Source organism: Cupriavidus sp. GW823-FHT06D04, assembly GCF_058795055.1.
Window position 1 is genome coordinate 17,718 of record NZ_JBXAHL010000039.1, and the last position, 15,736, is coordinate 33,453.

The window sequence follows — 15,736 nt, forward strand, 5'->3', positions numbered from 1 at the left end:
GGCGCGGCGGGCGGCGGTTACCGGCGGGGATCAGCAGGTGGTGTGCGCGCCACCATGTGCGGCAAGCCACACCCTTACGGCCGCTTCGTCGAGGAAATAGTGGCAAAGCGCCACGGCGCTGCCTTGCAAGTCTGCCGGCGTGCCTGGCATCAGTACCGGCACCAGCTCGCCAAAGCGGTCTTCCAGCCCCGCATCGGCATCGACATCCACCTCATGCAGGGTGAAAGAAAAATCGCGCCGGAGCGGCTCCAGCGCGACCTTCATGTCTTCGCAAAGGTGGCAGTATGCCCGGCCGTACAGCGTCAGCGCGGGCATACCGGCCATGGCGGATCAGCGGCTGGACGTGGCGCCAGGACGCAGCGTCAGCACCTGGGTGGCGTCGCCGCGCCGCACGAACACCGCGGCAATCCGGTTCTTGTCCAGGCTACGCACCAGCTCGTTGAACTGGCGGGCGTTGGTCACGTCCGTATCGCCCAGGCGCAGGATGACGTCGCCCGGACGGATGCCGGCACGCAGCGCCGGGCCGTCGGCCACTTCCACCTCGACACCCGACTTGAGCTTGAGCTCCTTCAGGCGCGCCTCGGGCAGGTCATTGACCACCAGGCCCAGCGCGTTGGGCTTGCCGGCCTGCGCCGCGCTGTCGTCCTTGGGCGTTGCGCCGCTGCGGGCCTTGGCCTTGCCGTCCGGCTCCAGCTCGGTGACGGTGATCGTGACGTCGCGGGTCGCGCCCTTGCGCCACAGCTGCAGCGGCACGCGCGTGCCCGGCTTGGTCTCGCCCACCATGCGCGGCAGGTCCGAGGCCCGCTCGATATCGCGGCCGTTGAACTTGAGGATGATGTCGCCGGCCTCGATGCCCGCCTTCTCGGCAGGACCACCCGGCTCGACGCTGCCGACCAGCGCGCCGCGCGCACGGCCCAGGCCCAGCGAATCGGCCACCTCCTTGGTGACGTCGCCGATGGCCACGGCGATGCGCCCGCGCGTCACGCGCCCGGAGGCCTTGAGCTGCTCGGACACGCGCATCGCCTCGTCGATCGGGATCGCGAACGAGATGCCCATGTAGCCGCCGCTGCGGCTGTATATCTGCGAGTTGATGCCGATCACCTCGCCGCGCAGGTTGATCAGCGGGCCGCCGGAATTGCCGGGGTTGACCGCCACGTCGGTCTGGATGAACGGCAGGTAGTCGCCCGTGTCGCGGCCCTTGGCCGAGACGATGCCGGCGGTCACGCTGTTGTCCAGTCCGAACGGCGAGCCGATAGCCAGCACCCATTCGCCGGCGCGAACCTTGTTGGAATCGCCCAGCGGCAGGCGCGGCAGCCCGCTGGCCTCGACCTTGAGTAGCGCCACGTCGGTGCGCTTGTCCGAGCCGATCAGCTTGGCCTTGAATTCGCGCTTGTCGGGCAGCGTCACATAGATGGTTTCGGCATCGGCGACCACGTGCGCGTTGGTCATCACGTAGCCGTCCTGGCTGATGATGAAGCCCGAACCCACGCCGCGGCTCTGCTCTTCCTGCTGCGGCGGTTGGCCGCGGCGGGGGGCGCCGGGCGCCGGGGCACCGGGCATCGGCACGCCGAAGAAGCGCCGAAAGAATTCCGCCATCTCGTCATCGCCGCCGGGCGCACCGCGCTGGCGCACGAGTTCCGTAGTGCGGATATTGACCACGGCCGGGCTCGCCTTTTCCACCAGGTCGGTGAAATCGGGCAGGTTGTAGTTGGAGGCGGCAGCCTGGGCATGGCTGACTTCGGCAACAGTCGGGCCGAGCAGCATCATGGCAGCCATGACCACGGCCCGCGCCAGGGCTGGAGATCTGAACATCATCGACAACTCCCGGGATTCAGCAAATAGAAGAAAAACCGTCTGGATGTGATCCCGTGGCGGGGACCCCTGCGCAAGTTTCATGGAGCCGGCGCCGGGACAGAGTCCGGCGGCGTCGGCTGCACCTGCGTCAAGCTCAGTGTACCGCCTTGGGCGGGCGGTATTCCACGGCGGTCGCAAACTGCCGGACGGTGCTCGCCGGCACCTCGCCCACCACGGTAATCCAGAAATCGGCAATCCGGCGCACCACGACCTGGGTCGCGCCGAGCGCGGCCACGCCCTCGCGGCGCACGCGTTGCTCGGAAACCGGTTCAATGAAGACCGACAGGCCGGTCAGCCCATCGCTGTAGACGACCTGCAGCACTTCGAAGACCTGGCCGTGCGCGTTGCCCGGCGCGGGCGCGCGCAGTTCGCCGAGCGGACGGCGGACTTCACGGATCTTCTGGAAGCCCTTGAGCGGCACCGCAATCGACCAGCCCTCGTCGGCGATATTGGTCGGCTGGTAGGTCACCTCATAGCGATTCCAGCTGCTGGAATTCTTGATCGCCCCGAGGATACGCTGCTTTTCGGACGGCACCCCGATCTGCACCTGCGAGAACGCGACCTGCTCCAGCACCTTGCCGCCGTCGCCAATGGTCTGCGCGCGCATCAGCAGGCCGGAGTTTTTCTCCGCCCACAGGTGCACCGCATAGCGTGCGGCATCGTGCGGCTCCAGCGCAAAGACCTCGCACTCCATGCCTGCCACCCGCTCGGCGGGCATCTTGCGCATGTCGTACAGGTCCAGCACGTCGTTCTTGTTGGTGGCGAGCAGCGCCGGGAAGCGGTCCTTGGCTTCCTGCTTCTCCACCACCACCAGCTTGGCTTCGGGGATCAGGCTGTGCACCACGTCATTCTGCCGCAGCACCTCGCGCGGCTTGCCATCGAGCGTTTCCAGGCGTTCGTACTCGTTGTGGACGAGATCGCTGTAATGCTGGATACGCGAGGCGTGCATGACGCTGCCGCGCTGGTAGATCAGCGTGCCGACATAGTTTTCGCGCTGTGCGGCTTTGTGGATCTTGTTGAGCCAGGCGGTGGCGTCGCGTCGGTTCAGCGTACTGTCTGAAGGCTGTGCGGTGGCCGCGGCAGCGCTCAGACACAAGGCCAGAAAAAAGGACCTACGCAGGGCCCTGATTTTCTGCGCGCCCGCTACATAGGCGGGCGACCCTCCTTTAAGCATGTCCGGCATTATTCCTGCGTATTTTCCTGAGTAAAGTTTGCACCGTTGGCAACCGTGCGCATGGTGGGCACGAACGCATCCGTTGCCACCGACGTGCGATGGGCACGCAGGTATTCGTCCAGGCGCGGGTCACGGATCATCTGGGGACTTTCCGCCGCCACGGTGACGATACCAGAGGCCGGGCTGGCTGCGGGCTGGTCGGCGCGCGCCACCACGGCATCGGGGGTGGCCAGCGTGGCGGGGCCGCGCATCTGCGGCACGACCACCCAGCTGACCGCTGCCACGGCGGCGGCGATCGCGGTGCCCGGCATCACGCGGCGCACCCACGACGGCCTGACCAGCAGGCGGTGGCGGGCGCTGGCCTGCGCCACTGCCGGCACCAGTACGTGCGGCTCGGCTTCCAGGCGCGCGGAGAAACGAGAGAGGAAAGCAGTGGTGGAACCCGCGTGCGTCAGGTCTTCCGAACGCAGCGTGTCGCCGATCAACTGGTAAGTGGCCCAGTCGGACATGCCGGCATCGCTTTTCGCGAGACCCAGCACGGCATCGACTTCGTGCAGCGCCAGTTCGCCATCCATCAGTACGGAGATCTGCTCCGCTGCTTCCACTACATGAACCGACTGCTTATGAGCCTGACCCATTTCCCACCCCAAGACATTCCATTGAACACCGATAATCCCGTCACTTCTGTCGCTTATCGATGCAGGAATACGCTGCAACGCTGGCCGCACGACATTCTTCTCGACTACCCGACTACTACCACCGCTTGCCCTCTGCCGTTCCCAGCAGCGGACGCAATTTCTCGGCAATCGCCTCGCGCGCCCGGAAGATCCGCGAACGCACCGTCCCGATCGGACATCCCATCGCTTCGGCGATCTCCTCATAGCTGAGGCCCTCGATCTCGCGCAGCGTGATGGCGGTTCGCAATTCCTCCGGAAGGGCCTCCATGGCGCGGTTCACCGTCTCGGCGACCTGGCGCGTGTGAAGCATCGATTCCGGCGTATTGATATCCCTTAGTTGCTCACCGTCCGCAAAAGTTTCAGCCTCTTCTGCATCGATATCGCTGGACGCTTCCGGGCGGCGGCCCTGGGTGGCCAGGTAGTTCTTGGCCGTGTTGACGGCGATCCGGTACAGCCACGTATAGAAGGCCGACTCCCCGCGGAACTGGGGCAAGGCGCGGTATGCCTTGATAAAGGCATCCTGCGCCACATCCTCAACCTCAGCGGGGTCCCTGACCAGGCGCGAAATCAGGCGAATGATCTTCCGATGGTATTTGGTCACCAGAAGTTCAAAGGCCCGCTTGTCGCCCTGCTGGACGCGTTCAACTAGGAGCTGATCGGCTTCGCGTTCGCTCACGTATGGCTCACCTGCAGTGTATCTCTTGGTTTGGTCGTCACGACAAACGTTGTATTTTACCTACGATTCTAAGCCCGCCCGGTGAAGCAACGCGCATCCTGTGACCGTAAGCTAACAAAATCGTTCCCCTGCCGGCATATCAGGTTGCACCCGCAGTGCAACTCTGGCGGCGCGTTGCAACCGCCGCACCAACTCGGGCGAACCCGCCTGCCAGGGAAGAAATATGGCGCCCGGCATCCCGGGCGCTCCGGGGACCAGGCGCACGACAACGGCGCCCCCGGCCTGCCAGCATTGCCTGACCACAGCCTCGTGCCGGGCACCGCCCGGCCCTTGCAGGCGGATCCGCAATGGCTCCTTGCCGTCGGGGGCGTGCAGCACCGCGGTGCAGTGCCAGCGCAGGCCGCGCCACCACGCCAGCCAGGCACGCACCGTCGCCGTGGCGGCAAGCGTGAGTCCCAGCGCCATGGCGGCATGCCCCCAATGGAAACCAGACTGACTGCCGGCCACCACATCGGCCAGCGTCCGCGCCAGCAGCGCGAGCGCCAGCGTTTCGCCGGCACAAAACATGAACAGGGCCCACAACGGGTGGACCCTGCCCTGGCGCAGCCCGCGAAGGGCCCGCCTCAACCACGGATCAGGCGCGGCGGAAAACAAGCGTGCCGTTGGTGCCACCGAAACCGAAGTTGTTCTTCACCGCGACGTCGATCTTCATCTCGCGCGCCGTGTTGGCCACGTAGTCCAGGTCGCACTCGGGATCCTGGTTGTCGAGGTTGATCGTCGGCGGCGACACCTGGTTGTGCAGCGCCAGCACGGTGAAGACCGATTCCAGGCCGCCGGCACCGCCCAGCAGATGGCCGGTCATCGACTTGGTCGAGTTCACCACCATCTTGTAGGCCTGCTCGCCGAATGCGGCCTTGATCGCATCGGATTCGTTCTTGTCGCCCAGCGGCGTGGACGTGCCGTGGGCGTTCAGGTAGTGCACCTGGTCGGTATTGATGCCGGCGTCCTTGAGCGCATTGACCATGCAACGGCGCGGGCCGTCCATGTTCGGCGCGGTCATGTGATAGGCGTCGCCGCTCATGCCAAAGCCGATCAGCTCGGCATAGATGCGCGCGCCGCGCGCCTTGGCCGACTCGTACTCCTCCAGCATCATCACCCCCGCGCCTTCGCCCAGCACGAAGCCGTCGCGGTCCTTGTCCCACGGACGCGAAGCGGCCGCCGGATCGTCATTGCGCGTCGACAGCGCACGCGCAGCGGCGAAACCGCCGATGCCCAGCGGCGACACGGTCGACTCGGCACCGCCCGCCAGCATGGCGTCGGCATCGCCGGCCTGGATCAGGCGGGCGGCCAGGCCAATGCTGTGCAGGCCGGTCGTGCAAGCGGTCACGGCAGCCAGGTTCGGGCCCTTGATGCCGTGGATGATCGACAGGTGGCCCGCGATCATGTTGATGATCGATCCCGGCACGAAGAACGGCGAAATCCGGCGCGGACCACGCTCGGTCAGCACGGCGTGGGTTTCTTCGATCAACGGCAGCCCGCCGATGCCCGAACCGACCAGCACGCCGATGCGCTCGGCATTGGCGTCGGTCACTTCCAGGCCGCTGTCCTTCAGCGCCTGCGTGCCGGCTGCAATGCCGAAATGGATAAAGGTATCCATCGCGCGGGCTTCCTTGGCGGGGATGTAGTCCTCGGCATTGAAACCCTTCACTTCACCGGCAAAGTGCACGGAAAGCGCGGAGTGATCGAATTTGGTGATGGTGGCGATGCCGGACTTGCCGGCAACCAGGTTGGCCCAGCCTTCGGCAACCGTGTTTCCGACCGGAGACACAAGGCCAAGCCCAGTGACGACGACGCGACGACGGCTCACTATGTTTTCCTACGGGTGCGTGAAACGGGAACGGAACGGAGATCAACCCGCCGCCGGCCTTGCGGGCCGCACGGCGAAGCACATTCCATTCTGCTTCTTCAAACAGACGAAAGCCACAGAAAACAGCAAGGCGCGGCCGCAACGGCCCGCCCACCTGCCTTCTGTGGCTCGGAATGCAGAGACGACGGGCTTAGGCCTTGACGTGCGCGGTGGCGTAGTCGATAGCCTGTTGCACGGTCGTGATCTTTTCGGCTTCCTCATCAGGAATTTCCATGCCGAATTCATCTTCCAACGCCATCACGAGTTCAACCGTGTCCAGCGAGTCCGCACCGAGATCGTTCACGAACGACGATTCGTTCTTGATGTCTGCCTCGGCCACGCCAAGCTGTTCTGCCACGATTTTCTTGACGCGTTGTTCGATATTGTCCATGTAACCCTCCAGGGAAGTTCGACAAAAAGTGGGCGCATTTTAGCAGGTTTGAGGCGACAGAAATGCCGCCTGCCAAGCTTTGCAAGAATCGCGCCCGTTTGGTTCGGAAAACTACTACTTCAGGCGGCTTCTTCGGGCTTCTTCCCCGAAACCAGCCAACCAAAAACCCATTAGTTCATGTACATCCCGCCGTTCACATGCAGCGTAGTGCCGGTAATGTAAGCGGCTTGCGGACCAGCCAGGAAGGCCACCGCGTTGGCGATATCCTCCGGCTGGCCAAGGCGACCCAGCGGGATCTGTGTCTTGAGAGAAGCATGCTGCTCTTCGGACAGCGCCTTGGTCATGTCGGTGTCGATAAAGCCCGGCGCGACACAGTTCACGGTCACGTTGCGGCTGCCGATTTCCGCGGCCAGCGAGCGGGTCATGCCCGCCACGCCCGCCTTGGCAGCAGAGTAGTTCATCTGGCCGGGGTTGCCGACCGAGCCCACCACCGAAGTGATATTGATGATGCGGCCCTGGCGGGCCTTCATCATCGGGCGCAGCACCGCGCGCGACAGGCGGAACACCGAGGTCAGGTTGGTCTGAATCACGGCCAGCCAGTCCTCGTCCTTCATGCGCATCGCCAGCTGGTCCTGCGTGATGCCGGCATTGTTGACCAGCACGCCGATGCCGCCGTGGGTCTTGACGATCTCGTCGATGAGCGCGTCGCAAGCGGCCGCGTCATTGACGTTGAGCACGGCGCCCTTGCCCTTCAGGCCATCGACGCCGAGGTAATCGGTGATGCCGGCCGCGCCGGCTTCGCTGGTGGCGGTGCCGATCACGGTGGCGCCCTGGCGGGCCAGTTCCAGCGCGATGGCGCGGCCGATGCCGCGCGAGGCGCCAGTGACCAGCGCAACCTGGTTGTCGAGAAGTTTGGTCATGCGGATGTCCTCTTGCTTACTTCAGCAGCGCCAGCGTGTCTTGCAGCGAGGCCGGATCGAAGATCGCGCCGCCGGTCAGGTTGCCGTCGATGCGCTTGGTCATGCCGGCCAGCACCTTGCCGGGGCCGCATTCGATCACGTGCGTGATGCCTTCGGCGGCCATCTTCTGCACGCACTCGACCCAGCGCACCGGCGCTGCGGCCTGGCGCACCAGGGCGTCCTTGATCGCGTCCGGATCATTGACGATGGCGACGTCGACGTTGTTCACCAGCGGGATCGACGGCGCCGAGAAAGCCAGGCCGGCCATGCGCTCGCGCAGGCGGTCAGAAGCGGGCTTGAGCAGCGACGAGTGGAACGGCGCCGACACCGGCAGCGGCAGCGCGCGCTTGGCGCCCTTGCCCTTGGCGATTTCGCAGGCCTTCTCGACCGCGGCCTTGTGGCCGGCGATCACCACCTGCGACGGCGCGTTGAAGTTCACGGCCTCGACCACGCCCGCGGCCGATGCCTCGGCGCAAGCGGCGCGCACGTCGTCATCGGACAGGCCCAGGATCGCGGCCATGGCGCCCTCGCCCACCGGCACGGCTTCCTGCATGGCTTGCGCGCGGAAGCGCACCAGCGGCACCGCATCGGCAAACGGGATCACGCCCGCAGCCACCAGCGCCGAGTACTCGCCCAGGCTGTGGCCGGCAACCAGCGCCGGCGCCGGGCCACCGGCGTCCAGCCAGGCACGGTAGACCGCCACGGCGGCGGTCAGCATCACCGGCTGCGTGTTGGTGGTCAGGTTCAGCTCTTCGGCGGGGCCTTCGGCGATCAGGCGACCGAGGTCCTGGCCGAGCGCGGCCGAGGCTTCTTCCACGGTAGCGCGCACCACGGCGTTATCGGCGAAGGCATTGAGCATGCCGACCGACTGCGAACCCTGGCCGGGAAATACGAAAGCGAATTTCATCGGAATGGAACCCTAACAAGAAACGGGTGGCCGGCGCCGCGGCATGTCCTGCATGCGCGGCATGCCATGGCACCGGCCGCGAATCACATGCGCAGCAGCACCGCGCCCCAGGTGAAGCCGCCGCCCACGCCTTCCATCAGCACGGTCTGGCCCGGGCGGATGCGGCCGTCGCGCACCGCGACGTCCAGCGCCAGCGGGATCGACGCGGCCGAGGTGTTGCCGTGCTCATGCACGGTGGCGACCATGCGCTCCGCCGGCAGGCCCAGCTTCTTCGCCGTGCCCTGCATGATGCGGATATTGGCCTGGTGCGGAATCAGCCAGTCAACCTGGTCCGGCGTCAGGCTGGCAGCCTCCATGGCTTCGCGCGCGACCTTGTCCAGCACATTCACAGCCAGCTTGAACACAGCCTGGCCGTCCATGTGCAGGAACGGGTTGCCGGTGATGTTGCCGCCGGCGACGTTGCCCGGCACGCACAGGATATCGACATGCCTGCCGTCCGAGTGCATCGCGGTGGACAGGATCCCCGGCTCCTCGGAGGCCGACAGCAGCACGGCGCCGGCACCGTCGCCGAACAGCACGCAGGTGGTGCGGTCGTTGAAGTCCAGGATGCGCGAGAACACCTCGGTGCCGATCACCAGCACGTTGCGGTGCGAGCCGCTGCGGATGAACTTGTCGGCCGTGGCCAGCGCGTACACGAAGCCCGAGCACACCGCCTGCAGGTCGAAGGCCGGGCAGTGGTTGGTGATACCCAGCTTTTCCTGCACGATGCAGGCCGTGCTGGGGAACACAAAGTCCGGCGTCGAGGTGGCGACGATGATCAGGTCGATGCTCTGGCGGTCGATGCCGGCAGCCTCGATGGCCTGCTCGGCAGCCTTGACCGCGAGATCGCTGCTGGTCACATCCGGCTCGGCCCAGTGGCGTGCCGAAATGCCGCTGCGCGAGACGATCCAGTCGTCGCTGGTCTCGATGCCCTTTTCGGCAAGCTGCGCGGCCAGGTCATGGTTGGTCACGCGCCGCGGAGGCAGGTAGCTCCCGGTACCGATGATTTTTGCGTACTTGGTCATGTTTTGTCGGATCGTATGGCCCGCAGGCACCCTCGACCGGCGCGCGTGGCGCTCAGGCGACGTGGGGGCTGGGATGCGCGCCAGGCACCTCTGTCTCCGGGGCGGGCTGTGCAGCGCCTGCGGCGCTGGATTTATCGGCAAAAGCCCGGGTAATGCGGGCGATCACGCCATTCTTGGCGGCATCATACCCGCGTTTGATGGCCCACTCAAAAGAATGGGCATCGGCCGAGCCGTGGCTCTTGATCACCAGCCCGCGCAGCCCAAGCAGCGAGGCGCCGTTGTAGCGCGCCGGGTCAAGCCGCCTGGCCAGGCGCGACAGCACCGGCATGGCGACTGCGGCCAGCAGCTTGGTGAACCACGAGCGGGTGAATTCTTCCTTGATCATACTGCCGATCATCTTGGCCAGGCCCTCGGTGCTCTTGAGTGCCACGTTGCCGACAAAGCCGTCGCAGACCACGATGTCGGTAGTGCCCTTGAAGATGTCGTTGCCTTCCACGTTGCCGTAGAAGTTCAGCTCCGAGGCGCGCAGCAGTTCACCCGCACGCTTGACCACCTCATTGCCCTTGATGACTTCCTCGCCGATGTTCAGCAGGCCCACCGTGGGGTGGTCCTTGTGGTCGACCACGGCCACCATGGCTTCGGCCATGCGCGCGAACTGCAGCAGGTGCTCGGGCTCGCAGTCGGCATTGGCGCCCAGGTCCAGCACAGTGGTGCCCCAGCCTTGCTCGTTCGGGATGGTGGTGGCGATGGCCGGCCGCTCGATGCCTTCGAGCGTCTTAAGCACATAGCGCGACACCGCCATCAGCGCGCCGGTATTGCCGGCGGAAATGCAGGCACCGGCCAGGCCTTCCTTGACCTGCGTGACGGCGACGCGCATCGAGGAATCCCTCTTCTTGCGCAGCGCCACCTCGACCGGGTCATCCATGGTGATGACCTCGGTGGCCTCGACGATAGTCACGCGCGGATGGTCCAGCGCGTGAAGCTTCTTCAGCTGCGTCCGGATGGGGTCGGGCAAGCCGACCAGCACCATCTCGGCGTCGTCGTGGCGGGATAGAAAACTGATCGCCGCAGGCACCGTCACGGAGACTCCGTGATCGCCGCCCATGCAGTCGATAGCGATTTTGATCGTCATTGTTCCTGGTACGGATAGCGCGGCGGCGCACGCCACGCCCGGCGGGAAATCCGAGCGCCCAACAAAAAAGCGGCAACGATCTTGCCGCTTTTTTGTCTCTGACCTTTTAGTGTCCGACCTACAGGCATGCGCGAGCGAGACGCAACGTCACGCCGAACGAAGCTATCAGTCGTTCTTGGTCTTGATGACCTTGCGGCCACGGTAGTAGCCGTTCGGGCTGACGTGGTGACGCAGGTGGGTTTCGCCGGTGGTCGGCTCAACTGCCAGCGGCGCGGCCGACAGGTGATCGTGCGAACGGTGCATGCCGCGCTTGGACGGCGACTTCTTGTTCTGTTGAACAGCCATGATGACTCCTTCGAGAATTTTTCAATATTAACACACGCATCCCGCCCAAGGCGTAGCCGGGGCCCGGCCGGATGCTTCAGATTCACCTGCAAGACCTTGCGCACCGCCTGTCGGCGGCATCAATGCTTGGTCTTCAGGCCGGCCAGCGCCGCAAAGGGCGAAGGTCGCTTTTCTTCCTCAGGCTCAGCCTCTGGCTGCGCCTCGCCGTCCGAACCGGTCACGAGGCTTTCGTGCACCGTCGGGCAGACGTCATGCTTGGGGGCCACCGGCAACGCCAGCAGCACTTCATCTTCAATCAGGTCCAGCAGCGAGAAATGCTTCGAGCCGGCGATCACGTCGACTTCGTCGTCGTCCATCGGCGCGGCGTCGGCCGCTTCCTCGCTCTCCACCACCTCGAAACGCGTTGCCGTATCGATCGGCTCGGCATAGGGGGCCAGGCAGCGCTGGCAATCCAGCCATATCCGGCCCTGCACGGTCACGTCGAGAAACAGCCGCCGCGCCACCGGGGCGCCCGGCTCGGCCGCCTCTTCACGCATGAAGCCAGTGGCCGTATAGGCAAACGTCTCATCGGGTGCCGAGGCTGGCGCTTGCGCGGCGGTCTCGGCTAAGATGCGCGGCAAATCCCGCACCGCCACGTCGCCGGCCAGGCTTTCACCCTTCCGGCACAAGGCGAAGAGATCAAGCGCGCGCAGGTCAATCGGCTGGGTCATGTGCGTGGCTCCGGTCGCTATACAATGACTGGTTCACCACATTCCACGCCTGTCGGACTACGGGCCGCGCACATTGGCGGCACTGCGCCCGGGTGCGGATGCGGCTAAACGCGCGATTGTACGACGTAAACCGTGCCGAGGTCAAAGGTCTTGCAACGCGGGCCGCACCTTTTACTGTTTCGCTTCCTGTTCCGATTCCATTACTTATGTCCCCAGACCCCCGCCCAAGCCTGATCCTTGGCTCCGGCTCGCCCTACCGCCGCGAATTGCTGGCGCGCCTGCGCATTCCGTTCGAGGTGGCCGTGCCCGACATCGACGAAACACCGCTTGCCGGCGAAGCGCCCGAAGCCACCGCGCTGCGCCTGTCACAGCGCAAGGCCGAAGCCATTGCCGCACGCCATCCGGGCGTGCTGGTGATCGGCTCGGACCAGGTGCTGACCCTGGACGGCGAACAGATGGGCAAGCCCGGCACGCACGAGAAAGCCGTGGCGCAACTGCGCCGCATGCGCGGGCGCACCGCCACCTTCCACTCGGCCCTGTGCCTGCTGGACGCACGCACCGGCACCGTGCAGTTGGCCGACGTGCAGACCCGCGTGACCATGCGCGACCTGACCGACGCTGAAATCGAAACCTACCTGCAGCTGGAGCGCCCCTACGACGTGGCCGGCAGCGCCAAGTCCGAAGGCCTGGGCATCACGCTGCTGGAACGCGTCGAGTCGGACGACCCGACCGCACTGGTCGGCCTGCCGCTGATCGCGCTGACCGGCATGCTGCGCCAGGCCGGCTACCCTCTTCTTTCCGCATGACCCGCACGAGCCCACGATGAGCGGCACTCTTTACCTGATCCCCAATACCCTCGGCAAGCGCGACGAAGCCGACCCACTGGCCGACGTGATCCCGGCCGGCGTGCAGCAGGTCGCGGCCAACCTCGATTACCTCGTCGCCGAGAACGCCAAGACCGCGCGCGCCTTCCTGAAGAAGCTGGGCGAGACCACGCCGCTGGCGCGCCCGATCCAGCAGATCGAGATCCGCGAGCTGAACGTCAACACGCGCGCCGACGCCCTGGCCGCGCTACTTGTCCCGCTCGAAGCCGGCCGAGACGGCGGCCTACTGTCCGAGGCCGGCGTGCCGGCGGTGGCCGACCCCGGCGCCGACCTGGTACGGCTGGCCCATGCGCGCCACATCCGCGTGCGGCCGCTGGTCGGGCCCAGCTCGATCCTGCTGGCGGTGATGGGCTCGGGCCTGAACGGCCAGAGCTTTGCCTTCAACGGCTACCTGCCGGTCGATGCCGGCGAGCGCGCGCAGCGCCTGCGTGAGCTGGAGCAGCGCTCGCGCAAGTCCAGCCAGACCCAGGTGTTCATCGAAACGCCCTACCGCAATGCGGCGCTGCTGGAAGCCATGCGCCAGCACTGCGCCGGCACCACGCTGCTGTCCGTGGCCGTGGACCTGACCCTGCCGGGCGAGACCATCGTCACGCTGCCGCTGTCAGACTGGCGTCCCGAGCGGATCGACCTGCACAAGCGCCCGGCGATCTTCTCGCTACTGGCCATGTAAGCAATGACAAAGGGGGCGCGAACGCCCCCTTTGTCATTGCCGCAGCACCATCCAGGCTCAGTGCATGCCCTGCATGCGGTTGCTCCACAGCATGGTCTTCATCGCCGCTGAGCCCACTGCCGCGCCAAAGCGCTTGGCCACGCGCTCGGCGATGTTTTCCTTGACGGTGTAGTCGACGATGTCCGCGGCCTTGAGCACATCGCGCGCGACATAGTCGGCACTACCCAGCCCGTCGGCCAGGCCCAGCTCTATGGCGCGCTCACCCGACCAGAACAGGCCGGAGAACAGCTCCGGATCATCCTTGAGCCGGTCGCCGCGCCCTTCCTTGACCACGTCGATGAACTGCTGGTGGATCTGCTTGAGCATGGCTTCAGCAAAGGCCTTCTGCTTGGGCACCTGCGGCGAGAACGGGTCCAGCATGCCCTTGTTGGCGCCCGAGGTGTACAGCCGGCGCTCCACGCCCAGCTTGTCCATCAGCCCGGTAAAGCCAAAACCATCCATCAGGACGCCGATCGAGCCCACGATGCTGGCCTTGTCGACATAGATCTTGTCGGCCGCCGCGGCCACGTAATAGCCGCCCGAGGCGCAGATCTCTTCCACCACCACATAGAACGGCTTGGACGGATGAAGCTTGCGCAGCCGCTGGATCTCATCGTTGATGATGCCCGCCTGCACCGGCGATCCGCCCGGCGAGTTGATCTTCAGGATCACGCCGGCGGCATTGCTGTCAGCAAACGCCGCCTGCAGCGAGGCATTGATCGACTCCGCGCTGGCCGGGGTGCCCGCGGCGATCTCGCCCTCCAGCGTGACCATGGCCGTATGGCGGCCCCCGGTGCCGATGGTGCCATCGCCCTTGAAGTCGAACACCGCGACCAGGAGCAGCCCCAGCAACGCCAGCCCGACAAATCGGAAGAAGATGCGCCAGCGCCGTGCCGCGCGCTGCTCGCGCAGCGATGCGGTCAGCACTTTTTCCAGCAGATCGCGCTCCCAGCCGGTGCCGCTGCCAACCGGGGGCCCCGCGGTGGCACCGGCCATGCGCGCCTCGCGCTCGCGCGCTTCACGCCTTGCCGCGTCGTCGCCGGCGCGCAATTCGTCTTCCAGTGGGTAGTCGGCGCGCGGTGCGGTGACCAGGCGCTCGGACTCCGCCTGGGGCGCCCCTTCGCGCGGCTCACCCTCGCCGGCTGGCTTGTGCTCGTCCGGCTGACCCGATTCACCCGATGGCGGCTTCTGTTGTTCTGTCATGCAAATCGCTCGTGGAAACGCCTGGCAACCCAGGCCTGGAAATACAACGGCCGGCCCGACCGCCGGCCCTACCCGTCATTCAGGCACCGTCCATGCGCGCAGCGATCCGGTATGGCGCTTCCGGCAACCAGTAGACGTGGCCGTCGCGCTCCTCGATGCGCAGCTTGGCCAGCGATGCACCGCGGCAGGGACCGCCGACGCACTCGCCGCTGTCCGGCGCATAAACCGCGCCATGTGTGGCGCACATCAAGTATAGGCCTGAGGTATCGAAGAACCGGCCTTCCTGCCAGTCCAGCTCCATCGGCACATGGGCGCACTGGTTCAGGTAACCGTGCGCGGCGCCGTCGAAACGCACCACGAAGGCGCCGATCTCGCGCTGGTCCAGCGCCACCGAGAAGCGCACGCCCAGGCCGCCTTCCTCCAGGTCCGCGGCAGCGCACAGCCGCACCGGTGCCTGGCCGGCCGCTGCCTCAGGCATGGGCAAGCAGCCAGTCGGTCAGGTCGGGGATGGAGGTCGCGCAATGCAGCGGCGCCATCGCGCGCAGCGAATCTGCGGGATGTGCACCATAGCACACGCCAATCCCCTTGGCGCCGGCATTGGCCGCCATCTGCAGGTCATGGGTGGTGTCGCCGACCATCACCGTGCGCTCCACGTCCTGGCCCAGCTCGCGGGTCAGCTCGTGCAGCATGGCCGGGTGTGGCTTGGAGAAGGTTTCGTCGGCACAGCGCGTGGCGTCGAACAGGCGGGTCAGGCCGCTCGCGGCCAGCGCGCGCTGCAAGCCGACGCGGGTCTTGCCGGTGGCCACGCCAAGAAAATAGTGTTCGCCGCGCAGGGTCTCCAGCATTTCGCGCACGCCGTCGAACAGCACCAGGTCGGCGTCGCGAGCGAGGAAGTGGTAGCGGTAGCGTTCGGCCAGGCGCGGGTAGTCGGCGGGGTCCAGCGTCGGCACCGCGTAAGACAGCGCATCCTTCAGGCCCAGCCCGATCACGTGGCTGGCGGCCCTGTCATCCGGCACCGGCAGGCCCAGGTCGCGGCTGGCAAGCTGGATGCACTTGGCGATGGTCGGGGTCGAGTCCATCAGCGTCCCGTCCCAGTCGAAAACGATCAGGTCAAATTGTTGCCTGGCCATGGAAGTCCTTGTGGC

19 protein-coding genes are annotated in these 15,736 nt (G+C 66.0%); 2 read left to right on the plus strand and 17 right to left on the minus strand.

Annotated features, from left to right (window positions below; all coding sequences use genetic code 11):
- Positions 1-30: 30 nt before the first annotated feature.
- The 14 genes from AC1Q7H_RS32390 to AC1Q7H_RS32455 all read right to left on the minus strand — a co-directional run bounded on the left by AC1Q7H_RS32390 (position 31) and on the right by AC1Q7H_RS32455 (position 11,795).
- The gene (locus AC1Q7H_RS32390) at positions 31-315 is read right to left on the minus strand and encodes a glutaredoxin family protein (protein WP_041228427.1); all 285 of its coding nucleotides are present in this window, start codon (positions 313-315) and stop codon (positions 31-33) included.
- A gap of 15 nt (positions 316-330) precedes the next feature.
- On the minus strand, positions 331-1,815 hold the full coding sequence (locus AC1Q7H_RS32395) for a DegQ family serine endoprotease (protein ID WP_211979960.1): 1,485 nt from the start codon (positions 1,813-1,815) through the stop codon (positions 331-333).
- 133 nt (positions 1,816-1,948) lie between these two features.
- Positions 1,949-3,028 carry a MucB/RseB C-terminal domain-containing protein gene (locus tag AC1Q7H_RS32400; protein WP_013957366.1) on the minus strand — a complete coding sequence of 360 codons (1,080 nt, stop codon included), beginning with the start codon at positions 3,026-3,028 and terminating at the stop codon, positions 1,949-1,951.
- 8 nt (positions 3,029-3,036) lie between these two features.
- Positions 3,037-3,666: a sigma-E factor negative regulatory protein gene (locus AC1Q7H_RS32405; protein WP_013957367.1), complete on the minus strand. Its 630-nt coding sequence runs from the start codon at positions 3,664-3,666 to the stop codon at positions 3,037-3,039.
- A 115-nt stretch (positions 3,667-3,781) separates the two neighbouring features.
- The gene (gene rpoE / locus AC1Q7H_RS32410) at positions 3,782-4,381 is read right to left on the minus strand and encodes an RNA polymerase sigma factor RpoE (protein ID WP_010814682.1); all 600 of its coding nucleotides are present in this window, start codon (positions 4,379-4,381) and stop codon (positions 3,782-3,784) included.
- Between the two features lie 111 nt (positions 4,382-4,492).
- Positions 4,493-5,035 (minus strand): hypothetical protein, encoded by a 543-nt coding sequence (locus AC1Q7H_RS32415; RefSeq protein ID WP_238552996.1) that lies wholly within the window; start codon positions 5,033-5,035, stop codon positions 4,493-4,495.
- Positions 5,016-6,248 carry a beta-ketoacyl-ACP synthase II gene (gene fabF, locus AC1Q7H_RS32420; RefSeq protein WP_013957369.1) on the minus strand — a complete coding sequence of 411 codons (1,233 nt, stop codon included), beginning with the start codon at positions 6,246-6,248 and terminating at the stop codon, positions 5,016-5,018. The genes AC1Q7H_RS32415 and fabF overlap by 20 nt, the downstream gene beginning before the upstream one ends.
- 190 nt (positions 6,249-6,438) lie before the next feature.
- Complete coding sequence (acpP, locus tag AC1Q7H_RS32425; RefSeq protein WP_008644813.1) at positions 6,439-6,678, minus strand: acyl carrier protein; 240 nt, start codon at positions 6,676-6,678, stop codon at positions 6,439-6,441.
- Positions 6,679-6,848: 170 nt separating this feature from the next.
- Positions 6,849-7,598, minus strand: coding sequence for a 3-oxoacyl-ACP reductase FabG (gene fabG, locus AC1Q7H_RS32430; protein ID WP_211979961.1), 750 nt, complete (start codon positions 7,596-7,598; stop codon positions 6,849-6,851).
- Between the two features lie 16 nt (positions 7,599-7,614).
- Positions 7,615-8,544: an ACP S-malonyltransferase gene (gene fabD, locus AC1Q7H_RS32435; RefSeq protein WP_013957371.1), complete on the minus strand. Its 930-nt coding sequence runs from the start codon at positions 8,542-8,544 to the stop codon at positions 7,615-7,617.
- A gap of 83 nt (positions 8,545-8,627) precedes the next feature.
- Positions 8,628-9,608 carry a beta-ketoacyl-ACP synthase III gene (locus tag AC1Q7H_RS32440; RefSeq protein WP_013957372.1) on the minus strand — a complete coding sequence of 327 codons (981 nt, stop codon included), beginning with the start codon at positions 9,606-9,608 and terminating at the stop codon, positions 8,628-8,630.
- A gap of 52 nt (positions 9,609-9,660) precedes the next feature.
- A complete protein-coding gene (gene plsX, locus AC1Q7H_RS32445; protein ID WP_013957373.1) occupies positions 9,661-10,740 on the minus strand; it encodes a phosphate acyltransferase PlsX in 1,080 nt (359 codons plus the stop codon).
- Positions 10,741-10,905: 165 nt separating this feature from the next.
- Positions 10,906-11,085, minus strand: a complete 180-nt coding sequence (rpmF, locus tag AC1Q7H_RS32450) for a 50S ribosomal protein L32 (protein ID WP_010814675.1) — start codon at positions 11,083-11,085, stop codon at positions 10,906-10,908.
- A 119-nt stretch (positions 11,086-11,204) separates the two neighbouring features.
- Positions 11,205-11,795 carry a DUF177 domain-containing protein gene (locus AC1Q7H_RS32455; protein ID WP_013957374.1) on the minus strand — a complete coding sequence of 197 codons (591 nt, stop codon included), beginning with the start codon at positions 11,793-11,795 and terminating at the stop codon, positions 11,205-11,207.
- Between the two features lie 206 nt (positions 11,796-12,001).
- Between AC1Q7H_RS32455 and AC1Q7H_RS32460 the strand changes: the two genes are divergently transcribed.
- Both AC1Q7H_RS32460 and AC1Q7H_RS32465 read left to right on the plus strand, forming a co-directional pair.
- The gene (locus tag AC1Q7H_RS32460; RefSeq protein ID WP_013957375.1) at positions 12,002-12,601 is read left to right on the plus strand and encodes a Maf-like protein; all 600 of its coding nucleotides are present in this window, start codon (positions 12,002-12,004) and stop codon (positions 12,599-12,601) included.
- A 16-nt stretch (positions 12,602-12,617) separates the two neighbouring features.
- On the plus strand, positions 12,618-13,349 hold the full coding sequence (locus tag AC1Q7H_RS32465; protein ID WP_492378288.1) for an SAM-dependent methyltransferase: 732 nt from the start codon (positions 12,618-12,620) through the stop codon (positions 13,347-13,349).
- A gap of 57 nt (positions 13,350-13,406) precedes the next feature.
- On the opposite strand, the gene AC1Q7H_RS32470 is transcribed toward AC1Q7H_RS32465, so the two are convergent.
- The 3 genes from AC1Q7H_RS32470 to AC1Q7H_RS32480 form a co-directional block, all read right to left on the minus strand.
- Positions 13,407-14,591: a S49 family peptidase gene (locus AC1Q7H_RS32470; RefSeq protein WP_013957377.1), complete on the minus strand. Its 1,185-nt coding sequence runs from the start codon at positions 14,589-14,591 to the stop codon at positions 13,407-13,409.
- A 79-nt stretch (positions 14,592-14,670) separates the two neighbouring features.
- Positions 14,671-15,069: a Rieske (2Fe-2S) protein gene (locus tag AC1Q7H_RS32475; protein ID WP_013957378.1), complete on the minus strand. Its 399-nt coding sequence runs from the start codon at positions 15,067-15,069 to the stop codon at positions 14,671-14,673.
- Positions 15,062-15,721 (minus strand): HAD-IA family hydrolase, encoded by a 660-nt coding sequence (locus AC1Q7H_RS32480; protein ID WP_492378287.1) that lies wholly within the window; start codon positions 15,719-15,721, stop codon positions 15,062-15,064. The genes AC1Q7H_RS32475 and AC1Q7H_RS32480 overlap by 8 nt, the downstream gene beginning before the upstream one ends.
- Between the last annotated feature and the right edge of the window lie 15 nt (positions 15,722-15,736).